The organism is Campylobacter sp. B0100352/1 (assembly GCF_020135855.1).
GTDB classification, from domain to species: domain Bacteria; phylum Campylobacterota; class Campylobacteria; order Campylobacterales; family Campylobacteraceae; genus Campylobacter_D; species Campylobacter_D taeniopygiae.
The window spans coordinates 1-17465 of sequence record NZ_JACHTP010000011.1; the positions used below are offsets into that span (position 1 = coordinate 1).

A 17465-nucleotide genomic window follows, 5' to 3' on the forward strand; every position below is an offset into this window, starting at 1 on the left:
CAGGTAAAAGCAAAGCTCTATTTTTAAGTCTTGTACCAGTAAGCCCTTTTTCATAACCAAACCCACAATTTTTAATGCTATTTTGTAGCATTTTAACCAAAAAAGTCCTGTATATCTATTAATATTTTTATTTTTAAGATAGTACATTTTATTACCAGTAATATATTCTAATTCTTGATAAAAAAAGTCTGCATTTTCCGCACCTAATGAAATAGTATTTTTAGGATTAATTTTTAAACCATCACTTTTTACACAATATTCTAAGCCATTATTAAATGAGGTTCTTGTAATGTAAGGAGTAAAACCTTTTTGAAGTGAGGTTTTATGATAAGGCTTAGAATTTACTATTTCAAAAATCCCACTTATCTTAAACTCTTTCCATTCTACGCTGTCTAAACTAACTTTCATCTTTATCATCCTCTAAACCAAACAAATATCCTCTTCCATGAGTTATCATATTGAATTCAAAAGTTAAATAATCTGCCATTGTTTTTTCGAATTCTTCATGGGTTGGAATTTCATCATTAAAATAATAAAAACTATGCAACCATTCATCATTTTCTTCTATGGTTGTTTTTACACAAAATTTACTTGGAGCCTCTATTTCATCATGCCAAACCTTCAAAAGATAAGCTTTTTTATCCTTTGCATGTATGGTTTCAACCAAACCTTTATGTTTTTGCACTTCATAACCATCATCTTCAAAATTTATAAATTTAACCATTTTATCTTTATAATGTGGAATTCCAGCGGTAAAAACCGCTATGCAAGGATTAGTCCCCACTCCATAAAAGGTATTTTTATTTAAAGTAATCACTCCTTCTAAAGTGTGATTTTTTAAGATATTTGCTTTAATTATTTTTTCTTCTTTGCTTTTTCCAGTCATTGCAGATTGGGGGACTATGACTACCACTTTTCCATCTTTAAGTATAGAATTTAATAAATGATCACTGAATGCAATTTCGGTTAAATTTTTATCTATTTTACCTTGAGAATAAGGCGGATTCATAAATCCTATATTGGCTCTAAATTCTTCTTGAAGTTTTAAAGGATTTTGTTTTAAAAAATCCTCATCATTTAAATTACTCTTACCGTCTCCCCTTAAAACCATATTAGCCGTAGCAACTGCAAACATAAAAGATTGAAGCTCGAAACCAAAAAGCTGATTTTTTTTAATTTCTTCTTTTTGTCTTTCATTTTTTGCTTGCAATAACATATAATCCATAGCAGTGATTAAAAATCCACCAGTTCCGCAACAAGGATCAAGTACTCTATCAGTAGCTTTTAACTCTACCAAATCACAAAATAATTCCGTAATATGCGTAGGAGTAAGCACAATACCTAAAGTCTGCCCATCTCCACCGCTAAAACGCATAAATTCGCTATAAAAAATTCCTAAATAATCATCAGAATTTTTAATCCTATCGATAGCATCAAAAATTTTTTCTTTAATGAACTTTGTATAATGTTTTAAAGGAGTAGAATTTATTTTTAATCCTTTTTTATCAACAATTTCACATATTTCATTGATCTTTTTAGTATCTTTAATAATAGAAAACTGAGCTAAAACCTTATCAAGTTTTACTTCGGGTGCTAAATTTGATCTTTTTAAATTCGATTTTATTAACTCGTAAATCTTAAAACCATCTGTATCTATATCATCATTATTTAGATAATCTAAAGTTAAATTTTTAGTTTTCATTTCATCAAGTGCAAGCAAAATTCCAGCCACAACCAAAGGTTTATTCCTATCATCTAACGCACCATAATTTCTTAAATCTTCATGTAAAACTGCTGCAATTTTTTCAATCTCTTCTTTTTTCTTTTGTTTGCTTGACTCCTCTTTTAAAACTTCTCTTTTATAGTAATCTTCTATGCTTTTTTCATTAAAGAGCGTAAAAGTTTCTATATCTCCTAAAGGCTCTCTAATAAATGCCCCATTATCTATAAACATTGGAGTAATTCTATGTCTTTTGCTATCACCACTTACAGCAATAGCAAAAATTTTCTTATAACTAGTCTGATTTGCAATAATTTGTTTTGCATACCATAATACACCATTGAGTGCGTAATTTTCTATATCTTTTTGATCTTGAGAAATTAAATTTTTCTCATCCCTCTTAATGTGTTTATTTATATCTGCTTTATTTTCTATAACTATAACAAAATCTTTTACTACTCCACAATATTCCGGATATCCTTGCTTATTAGTTCCTTTTTTTGAAGCATTCTTTAAGGCTTCATTTAATTCTTTAATATCTGATCCTTGATAAGTTAAATTTATACCTGCTTCTTCTAAAAGTTTATATACAAATAAATCTGTTTGTGCTTCTTTTTTTGCCATAATTTAACCCTTCTTAAAACCTTACAACCTTAGCACCAAAGCCGCCTTGATTGATCGGAGCATCGCTAAAGCTTTTTACGCTTTTATGCGTTTTTAAAAACTCTCTTACCGCAAAAGCGAGTTTTCCAGTGCCTATACCATGATAAACGATCACCTCATCAAAACCCGCTATCAAAGCATCTGAAATGAATTTATCAAGCCTTGAAATCGCTTCATCACTTCTAAGCCCGTGCAAATCCAAACTCACGCCCAAATTGCTAGGCTTTGTGATATTTATACTTGTTTTTGGACTAGGTTTAGGGATGGCACCGCTTTTTTTAAGCAGTTTTAAAGGCACACGAAGTTTTATCCCTTCACTTTCCACTAAAGCATCATTTTTAGAAATTCCTACGATTTTTCCTTTAATCTTTTCATATTTTACAAAATCCCCGACTCTCAATTCTTCATTTTGCTCCATACTCGGCAAAACGATATTTTTCTTAAGCTCATTAGCTTTGTTTAAACTTCTTTGTTTTTCTTTAGTGTCTTTTAAGCGTATAGTTTTTTTAGCTTCTTCTATGGCTTGATAAAATTTAAGCTCTAAGTCCCTTAGTTTTTGACGAAATTCGCTTTCATTTTTTTCTTTTTGATCTTTTAAAGAAAGTAAAATTTCATCAATCTTTTGTTCTTTTTTATCCACTTCATTTAATTTTAGCTTTAAATCAAGCTCAAGATTGATATTTTTACTCACCATTTCTTCTAAATTTTGCTTATCTTCCCCATAAAGCTCTTTGGCTTTTTTAACTAAATTTGGCGGAATTTGATAACGCAAAGCCGTTTCAAAAGCATAAGATTTTCCTATGGTGCCTTTTAAAAACTCGTATTTTGGTCTTGAAAATTCCTCATCATATAAAGCCGCTATCAATTCAACTTGTTCATTTTCAGCTAAAAGCATAGCAAGGCGTTTGTGGTGTGTGGTGATGATGATTTTTAATTTATTAGAAATCAAATGAGAGATCAAAGTACTATACAAGCAAGCCGCTTCTTCAAAATCTGTCCCAAGCTCTATTTCATCTATGCCTAAAAGTAAATTTTTCTTTGTAAAGAGTTTGGAAAAATGGAGCATTCTTCCTGCAAAGGTGGAAATGTCATTTTTCACATTTTGCGGATCTTCAATAATGGCATCAAATTCCTTAAAAGTTCCTATTTTGCTTTCATTTGCATTTATATGCATTGGCAAAAGATGTTTAGCTAAAAAACAAGCGCTTAAAATGCTTTTTAAAAGCATCGATTTTCCACCAGCATTTACCCCAGTAATGATCAAAACTTGCTTTTTAAATTCAAGTGAAACGCTTTTAGGATTTTTTAAAGCCGGATGTGCAAAATCTTTTAAAACAATCTCGTCTGAATTTTTACACAAGAGAAATTCATAATCTTTCTTTTTAGCCATCAAAACCCTAGCGCTATAATGATCAAATAAATCAAAAGCGTTGTTAATAAATTTTAAGAATAATAAATTTTTAGCTAAAAAAATGGAAAAATTTTTAGCATATTCATAATAAATTTCTTCTTTTTGATTTTGCAATTTCTCTAAATCATTTTGCAATTTTTCAACACCTTCAGGAACGATGTAAAAGCCTCCTCCGGTGCTTCTTCCTATAATCTTTGCTTTTATAGCGTGATTAAAACCGCCTCTAACGAGTAAAGATTCTAGATTATTAACAAGATGAATTTGAGTATCCATAAGATAAGGGGTTAAAGATTTGCTATAACAGTATTTTTTAAATTCGGCCTGTATGGCTTCATTTTTCATTTTAAAAGCTGTATTTAAATTGATCAATCTTTCATCTAGGTTTTCTTTTAGCTCGCCTTTATCGTCAAATTTTTCACTAAGTTCTAAAATCCCGCTTGGAAATTCGATTTTTTCAAGCCAAGTTTTCAAATGTGTTTCAAATTTTAAACCCTTTAAATACTTAAAATAACGAAAAATCTTAACAAATTCATAAATTTCTGCTAAATGTAAAACACCTTGTTTGCTTAAATGCATTAAAGCAAAATCTAATTTTTTTAAAGAAAGCGGGGGCTTAAAATCTATCTTTGAAAGCTCACAAATTCTTTCAAAATGCAAATGAGAATCCCCTTGCAAAAATATATCTTTTTCTCTTGCAAATAAAGCCTTAAATTCATCCAAATAAGCTTTTAAATCAAGCCTTAAAGCAATATCTTCCATCTATAACTCACATCTTTTTATATCAATAATCAAATTATCTTTTTTTGAAATAAAACTTTGCGTACCGCTTTCATAATTGAAAAATTGATTTGAGACATTTCCTTCTTTACAAACAATATTTTCACCATGGTTGAATTTTTCAATCAAAAGTATTGTTTTAGAATCTTGTTTTGAATTTTTATACTCAAACCATACTGCAAAAGCTATTAAAAATATAAAGAAAAAAAGATAAATTAATTTAAGCTTTAAACTTGATTTTTTATTAAGAGCAAAAACAAAAATAGCAAAAAACAAGAAAATAAAAAAATACAGAAAAAATCTAATCATTAGCTTGCCTTAATTTATTGCTAATATCTCCTGCTCCAAATCCTATAATGAGTCCTTTATCAAAAACCCTTCCTTTATCACTGACTAAAAATTTACCCTCTCTTTTGATATCTTCTACAAATAAAGCCTTAGGAAAATATTTTTTTAAATCGATTTCAACTTTTTCTTCTCCTGCAGCATAAACGGGTAAAATCACAAGTTCATCAATCCCATCAAAAGCATGGACAAAATCTTGCAAATTTGCTAATAAACGCGTATAACGATGAGGCTCAAAAATAGCTGTGATCTTAGCATAACCGCCAAGTTTAGCATACTCTTTAGCTGCTTTTAAAGTCGCTTTGATCTCTGTAGGATGATGACCATAATCATCGATTAAAGCTAAGCTTTCATCTGCATGTAAAATGTCAAATCTTTTTTTAATTCCTTGATAATTTTTAAGTCTAACTTTAATAGTCTCTACATCTAAAAAATTTAAAGCCGCTAAAATAGCCAAAGAAGCATCGATAGCTAGATGATAACCCATTCCTAAAATATCAAAATTCCCAAGATCTTTAAGTTCAAAACTCATTTTAGGCTTAAAATTTTCTATTTTCATGGTGCAATTTTTAATATCTTTGCTAGGATAAAGACGCAAAGCCTCTGCCTTAAAATCTTTCAAAAAATCATCTTCTGCATTGATAACGCGAATTTTTGCCATATCAAGAAATTGCGTATAAGCTTGATGCAATTTTGAAACTTGATTTTCATAATGATCTAAATGTTCCGCTTCAGCGTTAGTAACAATGGCTAAATAAGGATTAGAATTTAAAAAAGAGCTGTCGCTTTCATCTGCTTCAAAAATAAGATTTTCGCTTTCTTTATAGATCATATTAGAGCCAAATTCTTTTAAAATAGCACCTATAATCACCGAAGCATCATCAAATAAAGAAGCTAAAATACTCGATGTAGTGCTCTTTCCATGCGCACCAGCAACGGCAAACACACGCTTATCTTGTAAAATAAGCGGTAAGGCCTCTTTTCTTGAAAGGCATTTCATACCTAAAGATTTAGCATGTTTGAATTCAGGATTTTCTTCCTTTATAGCCGCTGAATATACAACTAAGTCTTTATTTAAAACATTATCTTGATGATGGGGAATAAAGATCTTAACGCCCTCTTTTTCGAGCTCCTTAGTAATCTTACTTTCTTTAAGATCACTCCCGCTAATAACGCAGCCTTTTTCCTTTAAAAATCTTGCTAGTGCAGAAATTCCTATACCGCCTATACCAATAAAATGAATTTTTTGCATATTTTAAGCCTTTATTTTAAAAAGCCTAAATTTTAACACTTTTTTACTAAAAAGAAAATATAAGCTTTACTTTGCCACACCTAAACGTTGAGCCAACTGATAGAAATTTAATTCTTTATAAAATTGAGCAAAATTCTTATGATACGCGTCAAGATCAAAAGCTTTATTGTTATCTTTTAAAGTATTATTATTTTCAAAAAAATATCCTTTATCTCCTATATAAACTCCATCATTATCCGCCCATACAACATCATTAAAAGCAAATTCTAATTTTTTATTTGTAGGCTTTGCAAGCATATTTCTTCCACCAACGCTTAAATAATGAGCATTGCTAAGACTTAAAGCATAAAGAGTAGGAAAAATATCCTTATGAGAACCCAAACGATTTTTATCATAGTAAAGATTATTTTGCAAAATCTTAGGTATATAAAGATAAAAAGACACACTATAAGCAAAGGCTTTTTGAGAATTTAAATCAATCCCCATTTCACGAACTCTATGATCTCCAGTAGCTGCGATTATAACACTATCTTTAAATGAACTTTGCTTAACCTTATCTAAAAATTTACCAAATTCATTATTTGCATACGTATAAGCTTTAATGATATTTTCTTGCTTATTTTTATCATAAGGAAGTAAGTTAAGCAAAGCTTGTGGGATATTTTCTAGCTTAGGTAAACCTTCTTGTGCGATTTTATAAGGGGGATGATTTGAAATTGTTAAGCCGATGATCAAGGTATTATGAGGATTTTTTTGCAATAACTCATAAACTTTTTTATATAAATATTTATCAGCTATCCCATAACCATTTTCACTCGTTTTAGCTTGTTTGTATTCTTTCATCAAAACATTTTCATCAATAATTTCATCGACACCTAAAACACTTAAATAATTTTTAACATTTTGCCATGAACCATTTCCTGCGCTTACAAAAATAACTTTATATCCTGCTTTTTTATAAACAGCAATAGGAGTTAAATCTAAATAAGTTTTTTGAAATTTACTTGTAGAGATATTTTGATATGGACTTATAAAAAACAAATTAGCAAAACTTGGTATCGTGCCATTATAAGCACTTAAAAATCTTTTAAATACAAAATCTTTTTCAAAATGTGGCTTTAAAGCACCTAAAAAATTATGCTCTTCATTTGAAAAATCTGCCAAATTAAGTCCAAAACTTTCCATTAAATTGACAAAAACACTAGGATGAATTTTTTCAGCTTGTATATTTTTAGGACTTGTATATAAATCATCAAAAAGTTTATTTTTAAGATCTTGGGCTTTTGAAGAACTGATTGCTTTAAAACTTTCTTCTTGACGGTATTGTTTAAAAGCCCAAGAAAAAGCCATGATAGGATTTAGCATAGTATCATTTAAAACGCTAAATTCGCTAAAAGAATAATTTTGAACATTGATAGCTACATGTTTAAAAGGACCTCTTAAGGCCACAATATAACTTCCAATTAATATTAAATTTAACAATATCAATATAGGAAATTTTAGCTTAATGGCTCTTAATTTTAATCTTAGAATCTTTGAATTAATAAAAATACACAAAAATCCAAAAATAAACATAAATACAAAAATTTTTAAAATAGGATAATCATTATAGATAATGTCTAAAATAGTTTTTGTATTATCATCTTTTAAGCTAAACATAAAAATATCAAATTTGCTTTTATAAATTTCATAATAATAATATTTTGCATAAGAAAAACCTAAGGAAAGAAAAGCAATGCAAACTATGTAAAAACTAGAAACTATAAAATAAATTTTAGATATTCTTTCTTTAAAAATACTACTAAATTTTATTTGAGAAAAAAACAAAGATATAAAAGCACATAATAAAAAAGGTAAAAAAGCAACACTTAGAAATCTTATATCGTGAAAAATGCCTAAAAGATACATTTGGACAAATTCACTTTTATCGCTAACTAAATTACTAGGAATAAAACCAATTTGCATCAAAATTCTATTCACTGTAAAAACAATTATAAATAAAAAAGTAAAAATAATAATTTGTAATAAAATTTTTCTCATATAAAATCTCAAATATAAAAATTATATTATAAGCACATAAAAATAAATATTTTTAAATTATGCACTTATTATCTTTCAAAACCTTTTGCCATTTTTTCAAAACACCAAAGTTTTTTTGCTTCGTCTGATTTTGTAGGCTCGATGATTAGCATTTCTTCTTCGTTACCAAGTCTTTCTTGAATTTCACCAAAAGCATCAATAAACATAGTATCGCCGTAAAAATTCCAATCCTCTTTAAGCTTACCTATACGATTAACTCTTAAAATACTGGTTGAATTTAAAAAAGCTCTCATTTTTAAAAGTTCTTCCCATCTTTTTTTGCTTTCAAAGGTTGAAGCCGTAGGGATAATAACCAAATCGATCTTTTTTTGCATGATCATTTTCCAAAAGCCATCAAAATGAACTTCAAAACCAAAAAGTAAAGCGCATTTTAATCCCGCATAAGAAAAAGTAAAGAGCTTGTATTTGTCGCATTTATTGTTAAAAAAACCTTTTTCGTTCCAATGATTATAAGGCATCAAAATTTGCTGTTCATAACTTTTTACACCATTAGGAGAAACCTTTAAACAAAGTTTTTTACAACCCTTGCTCTCAACGCTGACAAAAGGCGCTATGATTTCTAATTCATATTTTTTTGAAAGGCGTATTAAGCTTTCTTTTTTAGCCTCGCTTTGCTCTTTTATCATGGATTTTGGCATAGAAAGCAATTCAGTAAAAAAACTATTGATGACATATTCACCCAAAACAACAAGATCGGCTCCACTATCTTTTGAAGCTTTTAAATAATAATCCAATCTTGATTCACTTAAAGCTAAAGTAGGAAATTGCAAGGCTGAAATTTTACTCATCGATACTCTCCACTTCTAATTTTGCTTTTTCTAATTCTTCTCTAGCTTTTTTAATGCTTTCTAGACCCATTTTATATATTTTCACACTTTCATTTAAAGTTAATTCATCATTATTTAATTTATCTAAGGCTTCATTGGCTTTTTTTATCTTTTCCTCAAAACTCATTGATTAACCTTATAATTTGGCGCCTCATGAGTTATAGTTACATCATGAACATGACTTTCTTTAAGACCTGCACTTGTAATTTCCACAAATTCAGCTCTAGCTTGAAAATCTTGTATATCTTTAGCGCCCACATAACCCATAGAAGAACGAAGTCCTCCTAAAAGTTGATGTACCACACTTTTAATGCTGCCCACATAAGGCACACGTCCTTCTATACCTTCAGGAACTAATTTATCTTGAGCTGTTCCTTCTTGAAAATAGCGATCAGAGCTGCCCTTTTGCATCGCTCCAAGCGATCCCATTCCGCGATAAGATTTGTATTGTCTTCCTTGATAAGTAAAAAGCTCTCCTGGGCTTTCATCTGTTCCCGCTAAAAGAGATCCTATCATAACAGAACTCGCACCCGCTGCTAAAGCCTTAGCTATATCACCTGAATATTTAATCCCACCATCAGCAATCACCGGAACTCCGTATTTTTTAGCTTCGATAGCACACTCATCTATGGCTGAAATTTGAGGAACGCCCACACCAGAAACTATACGAGTGGTACAAATACTTCCTGGCCCTATTCCCACTTTTACAGCATCCGCACCCGCTTCACAAAGAGCTTTTGCAGCCGCTGCGGTAGCGATATTTCCCGCGATCAAATCTAAATTTGGATACTTTTGTTTTACAGCTTTTATCGTATCGATAATACCCTTAGAATGCCCATGCGCAGAATCAAGCACAACAACATCAACCCCAGCTTCCACTAAAGCATCGACTCGATCGATTTGTCCTACGCCTATAGCAGCACCAACGCGAAGTCTTCCAAAGCTATCTTTATTTGCATTTGGATATTCTTTACGTTTCTTAAGATCTTTAATTGTGATCAATCCCTCCAAATGACCTTCACTATCTATAATCGGTAATTTTTCTACTTTATTTTTGCTAAAAATTTTTTCAGCATCATCTAAAGTGCATCCTTTTGGAGCAGTGATTAAAGGAGCTTTTGTCATCACATTTTCAACCAAATTAGAATAATCATTTTCAAATCTTAAATCACGATTAGTCAAAATTCCGATCAATTTTCTAGACTCATCAACTACCGGAACGCCTGATATTCTATATTCTGCCATAATTTCTAAGGCTTGAGCTATGCTTGATTTTGGACCGATAAAAATAGGATCTATGATCACCCCGCTTTCGCTTTTTTTTACTCTTTTAACTTCTCTTGCTTGAGAAGCGATATCCATATTTTTATGGATAACCCCAAGCCCACCAAGTCTTGCCATCATAATAGCTGCTCTATGTTCAGTTACTGTATCCATCGCGGCAGAAATCAAAGGCATATTTAAGGAAATGTTTTTTGTAAGTTGAGTATGAATTTGAACTTGTTTTGGGAGTATTTCAGAATAACAAGGGCGTAAAAGCACATCTTCAAAGGTTAAAGCACGTTTGACTATATTCATTATTTTCCTTCCTTTATAATATTTTCAAGACTTAAAGCACCATCAAGCAAGGTTTGCTCTTCAAAGGCTTTACAAATAAGCTGGGCAGAAATATTAAGCCCATCTTTATCTTTACCCACTGGCACGCTAATACCTCCAAGACCGGCTAAATTTAAAGAAATAGTATAAACATCCTCTAAATAAACTTCAATAGGACTTTTTTTAGCGTTAAAATCAAAAGCTGTTGTTGGAGCTACAGGCATAAAAATCAAATCACAATCTTTTAAAATTTCTTCATATTTAGCTTTTATAAAGGCTCTAGCCTTTTGTGCTTTGATATAATACGCATCATAATATCCACTGCTAAGCACAAAAGTTCCGAGTAAAATTCTTCTTTTTACCTCCTCTCCAAAACCTTCACTGCGAGTATTAATATACATATCTTTAAGATTTTCTATATTTTCAGAACGCCTTCCATAACGCACACCATCATAACGACTTAAATTCGCACTCGCCTCAGCCGTTGCGATAATATAATACGCCGCTATATCATATTTACAATCAAGCATATGTTTATAAACAATTTCATGTCCGTGTGATTTTAACATATCTATAGTCTTTAAAAGAACTTTTTTAACCTCTTCGCTTGCATCATTGATATAATTTTCAATCACCGCAATTCTTAGTTTTTTATTTGCGTTTAATTGTGGTGCTGTTTTAACAAACTCAATATTTGCACTTGTGCTATCCATTTTATCGTATCCTGCAATAGCATCATATAAAATCGCAGCGTCTTCAACATTTTGCGTTAAAACACCTATCTGATCAAGACTTGAAGAATAAGAAGCCAAACCATAACGACTAACCCTGCCATAACTTGGTTTAAATCCAACGCAACCACAAAAAGCAGCAGGCTGACGCACAGAGCCACCCGTATCACTACCTAAACTTGCCAAAGCTAAGCCACCAGCTACAGCTGCGGCACTACCTCCGCTTGATCCCCCTGGAACTTTATTTGGATTTAACGGATTTAGAGTTTTTCCATAATAAGAAGTCGCTGTTGAACTACCCATCGCAAATTCGTCCATATTGGTTCGTCCATAAGGAGCAAAACCATTTTTTTTCAAATTCGCAATAGCACTCGCATCATAAGGGGCTACATAACCTTGTAAAATTTTACTCGCGCAGGTTAATTCCCAACCCTTAACGCTAATATTATCTTTAATAGCAACAGGAATTCCTTCGCAACTTTGACTTAAATCTTTGCCTAAAAATTGTTCTATATAAGCCCCTAGATGGCTTTCTTTTTTAGCTCTTTCATTTAATTCTTTTTTTAAATTTTGAATTTCTTCTTGAGATAATTTCAAGGCCTCTTTTAAAGTTATCATTTTTCTTCCTTGTATTTTTTTGCATATTTTTTAATCAAAACAATCGATATACCACAGAAAAAAGCAATCACAAAAATAGTTGCAATCACTACACTATTTGAAATAGGATACTCAAACATTTTTCAAAACCTCACTACAACGCACACAAGGTTCGTTTTCTTTCTGGCTTTCTAGTTTCCAACATCTAGGGCATTTATGTGATATAGCTTTGGCGATCTTAAACTTTTCATCTTCAATTTCAAATTCGCACAAAATTTCACCAAAGCCATCTTTAGCATCACTCACCATAAACCAATCATTTAATTCATCTTTTGGTATAAAATCAAAACGCTTAGAATCCATGATAAGATTAAGTTCTAAAGTTGATTTTATCAATTTATCTTTTTTGAGTGCATCGATTTTTTCAAAAAATTTCTCACGCACATTGAGTAAAAATTTATCATCCATGTCAAAATCATATTCAAATTTTTCTTTCAAACTAAGATCAAAAACATCAGCGATATTGTCTTTAATTAAATCATTAGCATGTTCTAAAGCCTCATCAACACTATAAGTTAAAGTTGGAGCAAGTAAATTTAAAAGTTCTTTAGTGATTAAAGCCATTGCCACTTGAGCTGATTTTCTACGATCGCCATTTTTAGCATCACAGTACAATCTATCTTTACTGATATCAAGATAAATTCCACTTAAATCTGCGCTTAAAAAATTTAAAAGCATATTAAAGCCTTTAGCAAATTCATAAGCTAGGAAATTTTCTTTAACATTTTTAAACACATGGGTTGCACGCGTGAGTATCCATTTATCTATAAAACTAAATTCATTAATTTGTAAATTTTGTAAATCATTAATGTTCGCAAGTAAAAACCTTATGGTATTTCTTATTTTTCGGTATTGCTCGCTTACTTGCTTTAAGATATTATCAGAAATTTTTAAATCACTTGAATAATCACTTAAGAGTATCCAAAGTCTTAAAATTTCAACCCCGTAAGTTTTGGCTACATATTCAGGTGCTATCACATTACCTTTAGATTTGGACATTTTTTGCCCTTTTTCATCTGTAGTAAATCCATGGGTTAAAATGCTTTTATAAGGAGCGATTTGTTTAATAGCACTTCCAATAAGTAAAGAGCTTTGAAACCAACCTCTATGCTGATCACTTCCTTCTAAATACATATTAGCTCTTTTTTCTCCAGCGTCATAAATTCCGCTATTTAAAACCGCATTCCAAGTGCTTCCGCTATCAAACCAAACATCTAAAATATCATAAACTCTTTCTAAATTTTCTGGATTATATTTTGAATTTTTAGGAATTAAATCTTTAATTTCAAATTCCCACCACGCATCGGCTCCATGTTTTTCAAAAATATTGGCCACAAAATCAAAAAGTTCAGTATCAAAAATCACTTCTTTGGTGGTTTTATCTCTAAAAAACGCTATAGGCGTCCCCCAATCTCTTTGACGTGAGATGCACCAATCAGGACGATTTTCAACCATAGATCCGATTCTTTTTATACCGCTTTGTGGATAGAATTTTGTTTTTAGAATTTGTTCTTTTGCACATTCTCTTAAAGTTTTACTCTCTAAAAGTGCTTCATCCATTAAAATAAACCATTGTTTGGTTGCTCTGTAAATGACAGGTTTGTGAGTTCTCCAGCAAAACGGATAAGAGTGTATAAATTTGGAAGAATGCAATAAAGAATCACCCAAAAGTTCTAAAATTCTTTCATTGGCCTTAAAAATATGAAGTCCTATAAATTCATTTAGCAAATTTTCTGGCAAAAGTTTTTTAGTCCTTAAAGTTTCATCATAACACCCTCCATCATCCACAGGCATTAAAACTTCAATACCGTATTTTAAACAAGCATAATAATCATCTTCACCATGGCCTGGAGCAGTATGCACAAGCCCACTTCCACCATCCATCAACACATGCTCACCCATAATCAAAGTGGATTTTCTAAAATTTAAAGGATTAATCGCTTCTAATCTTTCAAATTCTTTTGCGCTAAGCTCTTTTTGTACCTCTCCTTTTGTTAAACCTTTTTCTACCATACTTTTAAGCAAAGCACTTGCAAAAATAAAGCCCTCTTTAGTGATCACATAATTTTCATTAGGATTTAAAGCGATGGCTTGATTGGCCACTAAAGTCCAAGGTGTAGTTGTCCAAATAACCGCACTAGCTTTTGAAACTCCTATTTTTTTACAAGCATTTTCATCCAAATCAAAAGCTACAAAGATAGAATAATCCTCTTTATCTTCATATTCTACCTCAGCTTCAGCCAAAGCTGATTTTGCAGCCCAGCTCCAAAAAACAGGTTTGGAACGCTCACAAAGCAATCCTTTTTTAGCAATTTCGCATAAAGTCCTATAAATAGCGGCTTCAAATTCAAATTTCATCGTAAGATAAGGCTTATCCCAATCCGCTATAATGCCAAGTTTTTTAAACTCTTCTCTTTGAATATTAACAAATTCATCAGCATGTTTTCTACAAAATTCTCGAATCTCTTTTTTGCTTAGACTTTTCTTCTTTTCACCAAGTTTAATTTCAACCTGCTGTTCTATAGGCAAGCCATGACAATCCCAACCTGGGGTAAAACGAATTTTTTCTCCATTAAAATAATGCAATTTGATAATCGTTTCTTTTAAAATTTTATTTAAAGCATGACCGATATGAATATGACCATTTGCATAAGGAGGACCATCGTGTAGAGTAAAGGTATCACAAGTATCTTTACGCTTTTGTTTCATTTTCTCATAAGCATAATTTTGATTAAACCATTTTTCAAATCTTTTAGGTTCAAATTCGGCCAAATTAGCACGCATTGAAAAAGTAGTATTTGGCAAAAGTAAGGTATCTTTATAGTCCATCATTTTCCACCTAAATTTTTTATAATCTCAAATTTTACTAAAATTAGTTTAAAATTTAGCTATAATTACACAAAAAAGGGAAATTTTATGAAACATTTACTTTTTCTTATTGGCGATGAATTGGCAATGAATGATGATTATAAGGATTATATTTATCGCTCTTATGAAAAAAAATTTAAAGAAATTTGTGAAATTCGTTTTCAAAATAAAACCGATAAAGAATTACCTTTTTTACTAGAAAAACTTCTAACAGAATATGATTTTATAACTCTTTTTACCACATCTAATCATTATGCAACCATAGCTAAAATTCTTGCAACACTCAATGAAGATGCTTTGGTTTTAAAAGAGGATAATTTAGTTCCTGATAAAGCTTATTTTTCTAAAGATAGTTTTGTATGTGATTTTATCCATTCAAAAATCAATGTTATAAAAACTACGATAGGTAAGAAACTTCCAGAACTTCTTGGAAATATACAACCTAATTTTACTTATTTTTGCCTTTTTGGGATTGATGATGAAAGTGCAGTTGTACTTCTTGATGCCTTAACAAAATCTTATGAAGTTAAAATCAAAACAAGTAAAATACTAGATAATCTCACACTTATTAAAGCCACTTGTCCTAATTTTGGAAAATTAGATGGATTTTTAACCAGCATTAAAAATCTTTTTGGGCAAAAAGTATTTTTAGGAAAAAATCCTTTGGATTTTATTATTTCAAAACTTTTAGAAAAAAACTTAAAAATTTCCTTTGCTGAAAGCTGCACAGGCGGGCTTTGCGCTAGTATGCTTACTAAATTTAACGGGGTGAGTCAAATTTTTGAAGGATCGATTGTGAGCTATTCTAATCGATTAAAACATGAATGGCTAGGCATTGCAGAAGAAAATTTGCAAAATAGAAGAGAATATAGCGAACGTTGTGTGTATTTTATGTTAAAAGGAATTTTTAAAACAGCAAAGCCTGATTTTGCCTTAGCTATCAGTGGAGTAACCGGAGAAAACGATGAAGGCGCTATAAAATCAGGTACTGTTTATATAGGGGCAATGTTTAAAGATGGAACATTTGTGCAAGAAATTCTTCATTTAGACGGAGATAGAGAATTGATGCAAAAACAAGCTGCGATGGCAACTTTTTGTTTATTATTAAAACTCAAGCCAGAAATTTTTGAATTTTAATTTTATAAATGATTAAACTTTTATAACCTATAATTAATTTAGCTTAAATTACATTAAGGAATTAACCATGAATTTTAAAGATCTTATTTTAAAACGGCACGCTTGTAAATTATTTAGCGATAAAAAAATCAATAAAAATGACTTAAATTTTATCCTAGAAAGTGGAATTTTAACTCCGAGTTCTTATGGTCTTGAACCTTGGAAATTCATTGTTTTTGAAAAGCAAGAAGATAATTTAAATCTTTCCAAATTATGTTTTAATCAGCAAAATGTCGCTAGTGCGAGCCATAATATCGTTATTTTAGCCAGAAAAGATTTGCAAAGCAAAGATGCTTTTATCCAAAAGCAAGTGCGTCGATTTGCTGATTCTGATGAAGAAAAATTTCAAAAAATTTTACAAATTTATACTCAAAAAACCGACACCATGGACGATAAACAACTTTATCATTATGCCCAACTTCAATGCTATCTTGCAATGATGCAAATGTCTTTAGCTGCCATAAGCTTAGGAATTGATTCTTGTATGATAGGTGGTTTTGACAAAGAAAAAATAGATCAATTTTTAAAATTAGAATATCCTTTTGAAACAGCGGTTGTATTAGCCCTTGGATATAGAGCACAAGAGCCAAAACACACAACCAAACGCTTAAATTTTAATGAAGTTGTTGAATTTTATAAGGAAAAATAATGAAAGAATTGGATATTTTTAAACATCGATATTCTTGTAGAAATTTTAAAAATGAAAAATTAAATCCACAAGATCTAAAAAATATATTAGAAGTCGCTAGATTAAGTCCTAGTTCTTTAGGCTTAGAACCTTGGAGGTTTTTGGTTGTACAAGATGAAAAGAAGAAAGAAGAATTATCTCAAATTTGCAATCATCAAAATCATGTTAAAAATTGTTCTGCTTTGATCATCATTTTATCAAGACTTGATTTTTTAGATTATTTTGAAGAAAAACTAAGAAAAAGAGATATGGAAGAAAAAGAAATTCAAAAACGTCTAGATACCTATATGCCTTTTTTAAAATCTCTAAATCATGAGCAAAAAATTGCTTACGCTAGAGAGCAAGCTCATATTGCCTTAGCAAGCATACTTTATAGCGCCAATGCCTTAAATATAGCTAGTTGTCCAATAGGGGGCTTTGATAAAATTAAACTTGATTCCTACCTAGATCTTGACACTCAAAAAGAAATAGCGACATTGGTTGTAGCTCTAGGTTACTCCAATGATAAAAATTTGCCGCAAAAAAATCGCTTTGATTTTGATGAAGTGGTTCAATTTTTATAACCAAATAAAAAAATAGAATTAAAATTCTATTTTTACCATTACTTTGCTAAAATTCTATATAATTTTTTAAATTTTATAGAATTTAAGGTCT

15 protein-coding genes are annotated in these 17465 nt (G+C 30.6%); 3 read left to right on the forward strand and 12 right to left on the reverse strand.

All coding sequences use genetic code 11. The features are described from left to right. The 12 genes from H2279_RS04390 to ileS form a co-directional block, all read right to left on the reverse strand. The coding region (locus H2279_RS04390) for a restriction endonuclease subunit S (protein ID WP_337195737.1) at positions 1 to 408 on the reverse strand (408 nt) is incomplete at its 3' end. Then, the gene (locus H2279_RS04395) at positions 398 to 2344 is read right to left on the reverse strand and encodes an HsdM family class I SAM-dependent methyltransferase (protein ID WP_337195738.1); all 1947 of its coding nucleotides are present in this window, start codon (positions 2342 to 2344) and stop codon (positions 398 to 400) included. The genes H2279_RS04390 and H2279_RS04395, both read right to left, overlap by 11 nt. Before the next feature lie 13 nt (positions 2345 to 2357). After that, complete coding sequence (locus tag H2279_RS04400; RefSeq protein ID WP_337195739.1) at positions 2358 to 4553, reverse strand: endonuclease MutS2; 2196 nt, start codon at positions 4551 to 4553, stop codon at positions 2358 to 2360. Next, positions 4554 to 4880, reverse strand: coding sequence for a hypothetical protein (locus H2279_RS04405; protein WP_337195740.1), 327 nt, complete (start codon positions 4878 to 4880; stop codon positions 4554 to 4556). Further along, a complete protein-coding gene (gene murC, locus H2279_RS04410) occupies positions 4873 to 6168 on the reverse strand; it encodes a UDP-N-acetylmuramate--L-alanine ligase (RefSeq protein ID WP_337195741.1) in 1296 nt (431 codons plus the stop codon). Before murC ends, H2279_RS04405 begins: the two co-directional genes overlap by 8 nt. A 66-nt stretch (positions 6169 to 6234) precedes the next feature. Then, entirely contained in the window at positions 6235 to 8208 is a 1974-nt protein-coding gene (locus H2279_RS04415) for an LTA synthase family protein (RefSeq protein ID WP_337195742.1), read from the reverse strand. Positions 8209 to 8276: 68 nt separating this feature from the next. Beyond that, on the reverse strand, positions 8277 to 9056 hold the full coding sequence (locus tag H2279_RS04420) for a carbon-nitrogen hydrolase family protein (RefSeq protein ID WP_337195743.1): 780 nt from the start codon (positions 9054 to 9056) through the stop codon (positions 8277 to 8279). Next, a complete protein-coding gene (xseB, locus tag H2279_RS04425; RefSeq protein ID WP_137623403.1) occupies positions 9049 to 9222 on the reverse strand; it encodes an exodeoxyribonuclease VII small subunit in 174 nt (57 codons plus the stop codon). The genes H2279_RS04420 and xseB overlap by 8 nt, the downstream gene beginning before the upstream one ends. Further along, positions 9219 to 10673: an IMP dehydrogenase gene (gene guaB / locus H2279_RS04430; protein ID WP_337195744.1), complete on the reverse strand. Its 1455-nt coding sequence runs from the start codon at positions 10671 to 10673 to the stop codon at positions 9219 to 9221. Before guaB ends, xseB begins: the two co-directional genes overlap by 4 nt. Then, positions 10673 to 12040, reverse strand: a complete 1368-nt coding sequence (gene gatA, locus H2279_RS04435) for an Asp-tRNA(Asn)/Glu-tRNA(Gln) amidotransferase subunit GatA (RefSeq protein ID WP_337195745.1) — start codon at positions 12038 to 12040, stop codon at positions 10673 to 10675. The genes guaB and gatA overlap by 1 nt, the downstream gene beginning before the upstream one ends. Then, positions 12037 to 12159 (reverse strand): hypothetical protein, encoded by a 123-nt coding sequence (locus H2279_RS04440; RefSeq protein WP_337195746.1) that lies wholly within the window; start codon positions 12157 to 12159, stop codon positions 12037 to 12039. The genes gatA and H2279_RS04440 overlap by 4 nt, the downstream gene beginning before the upstream one ends. Then, complete coding sequence (gene ileS / locus H2279_RS04445; RefSeq protein ID WP_337195747.1) at positions 12152 to 14908, reverse strand: isoleucine--tRNA ligase; 2757 nt, start codon at positions 14906 to 14908, stop codon at positions 12152 to 12154. The genes H2279_RS04440 and ileS overlap by 8 nt, the downstream gene beginning before the upstream one ends. Positions 14909 to 14995: 87 nt before the next feature. On the opposite strand from ileS, the gene H2279_RS04450 reads away from it, so the two are divergent. The 3 genes from H2279_RS04450 to H2279_RS04460 all read left to right on the forward strand — a co-directional run bounded on the left by H2279_RS04450 (position 14996) and on the right by H2279_RS04460 (position 17374). Next, complete coding sequence (locus H2279_RS04450; RefSeq protein WP_137623407.1) at positions 14996 to 16084, forward strand: CinA family protein; 1089 nt, start codon at positions 14996 to 14998, stop codon at positions 16082 to 16084. Between the two features lie 67 nt (positions 16085 to 16151). Further along, complete coding sequence (locus H2279_RS04455; RefSeq protein WP_337195748.1) at positions 16152 to 16772, forward strand: NAD(P)H-dependent oxidoreductase; 621 nt, start codon at positions 16152 to 16154, stop codon at positions 16770 to 16772. Next, positions 16769 to 17374, forward strand: coding sequence for an NAD(P)H-dependent oxidoreductase (locus tag H2279_RS04460; RefSeq protein WP_337195765.1), 606 nt, complete (start codon positions 16769 to 16771; stop codon positions 17372 to 17374). Before H2279_RS04455 ends, H2279_RS04460 begins: the two co-directional genes overlap by 4 nt. The last annotated feature ends 91 nt before the right edge of the window (positions 17375 to 17465 follow it).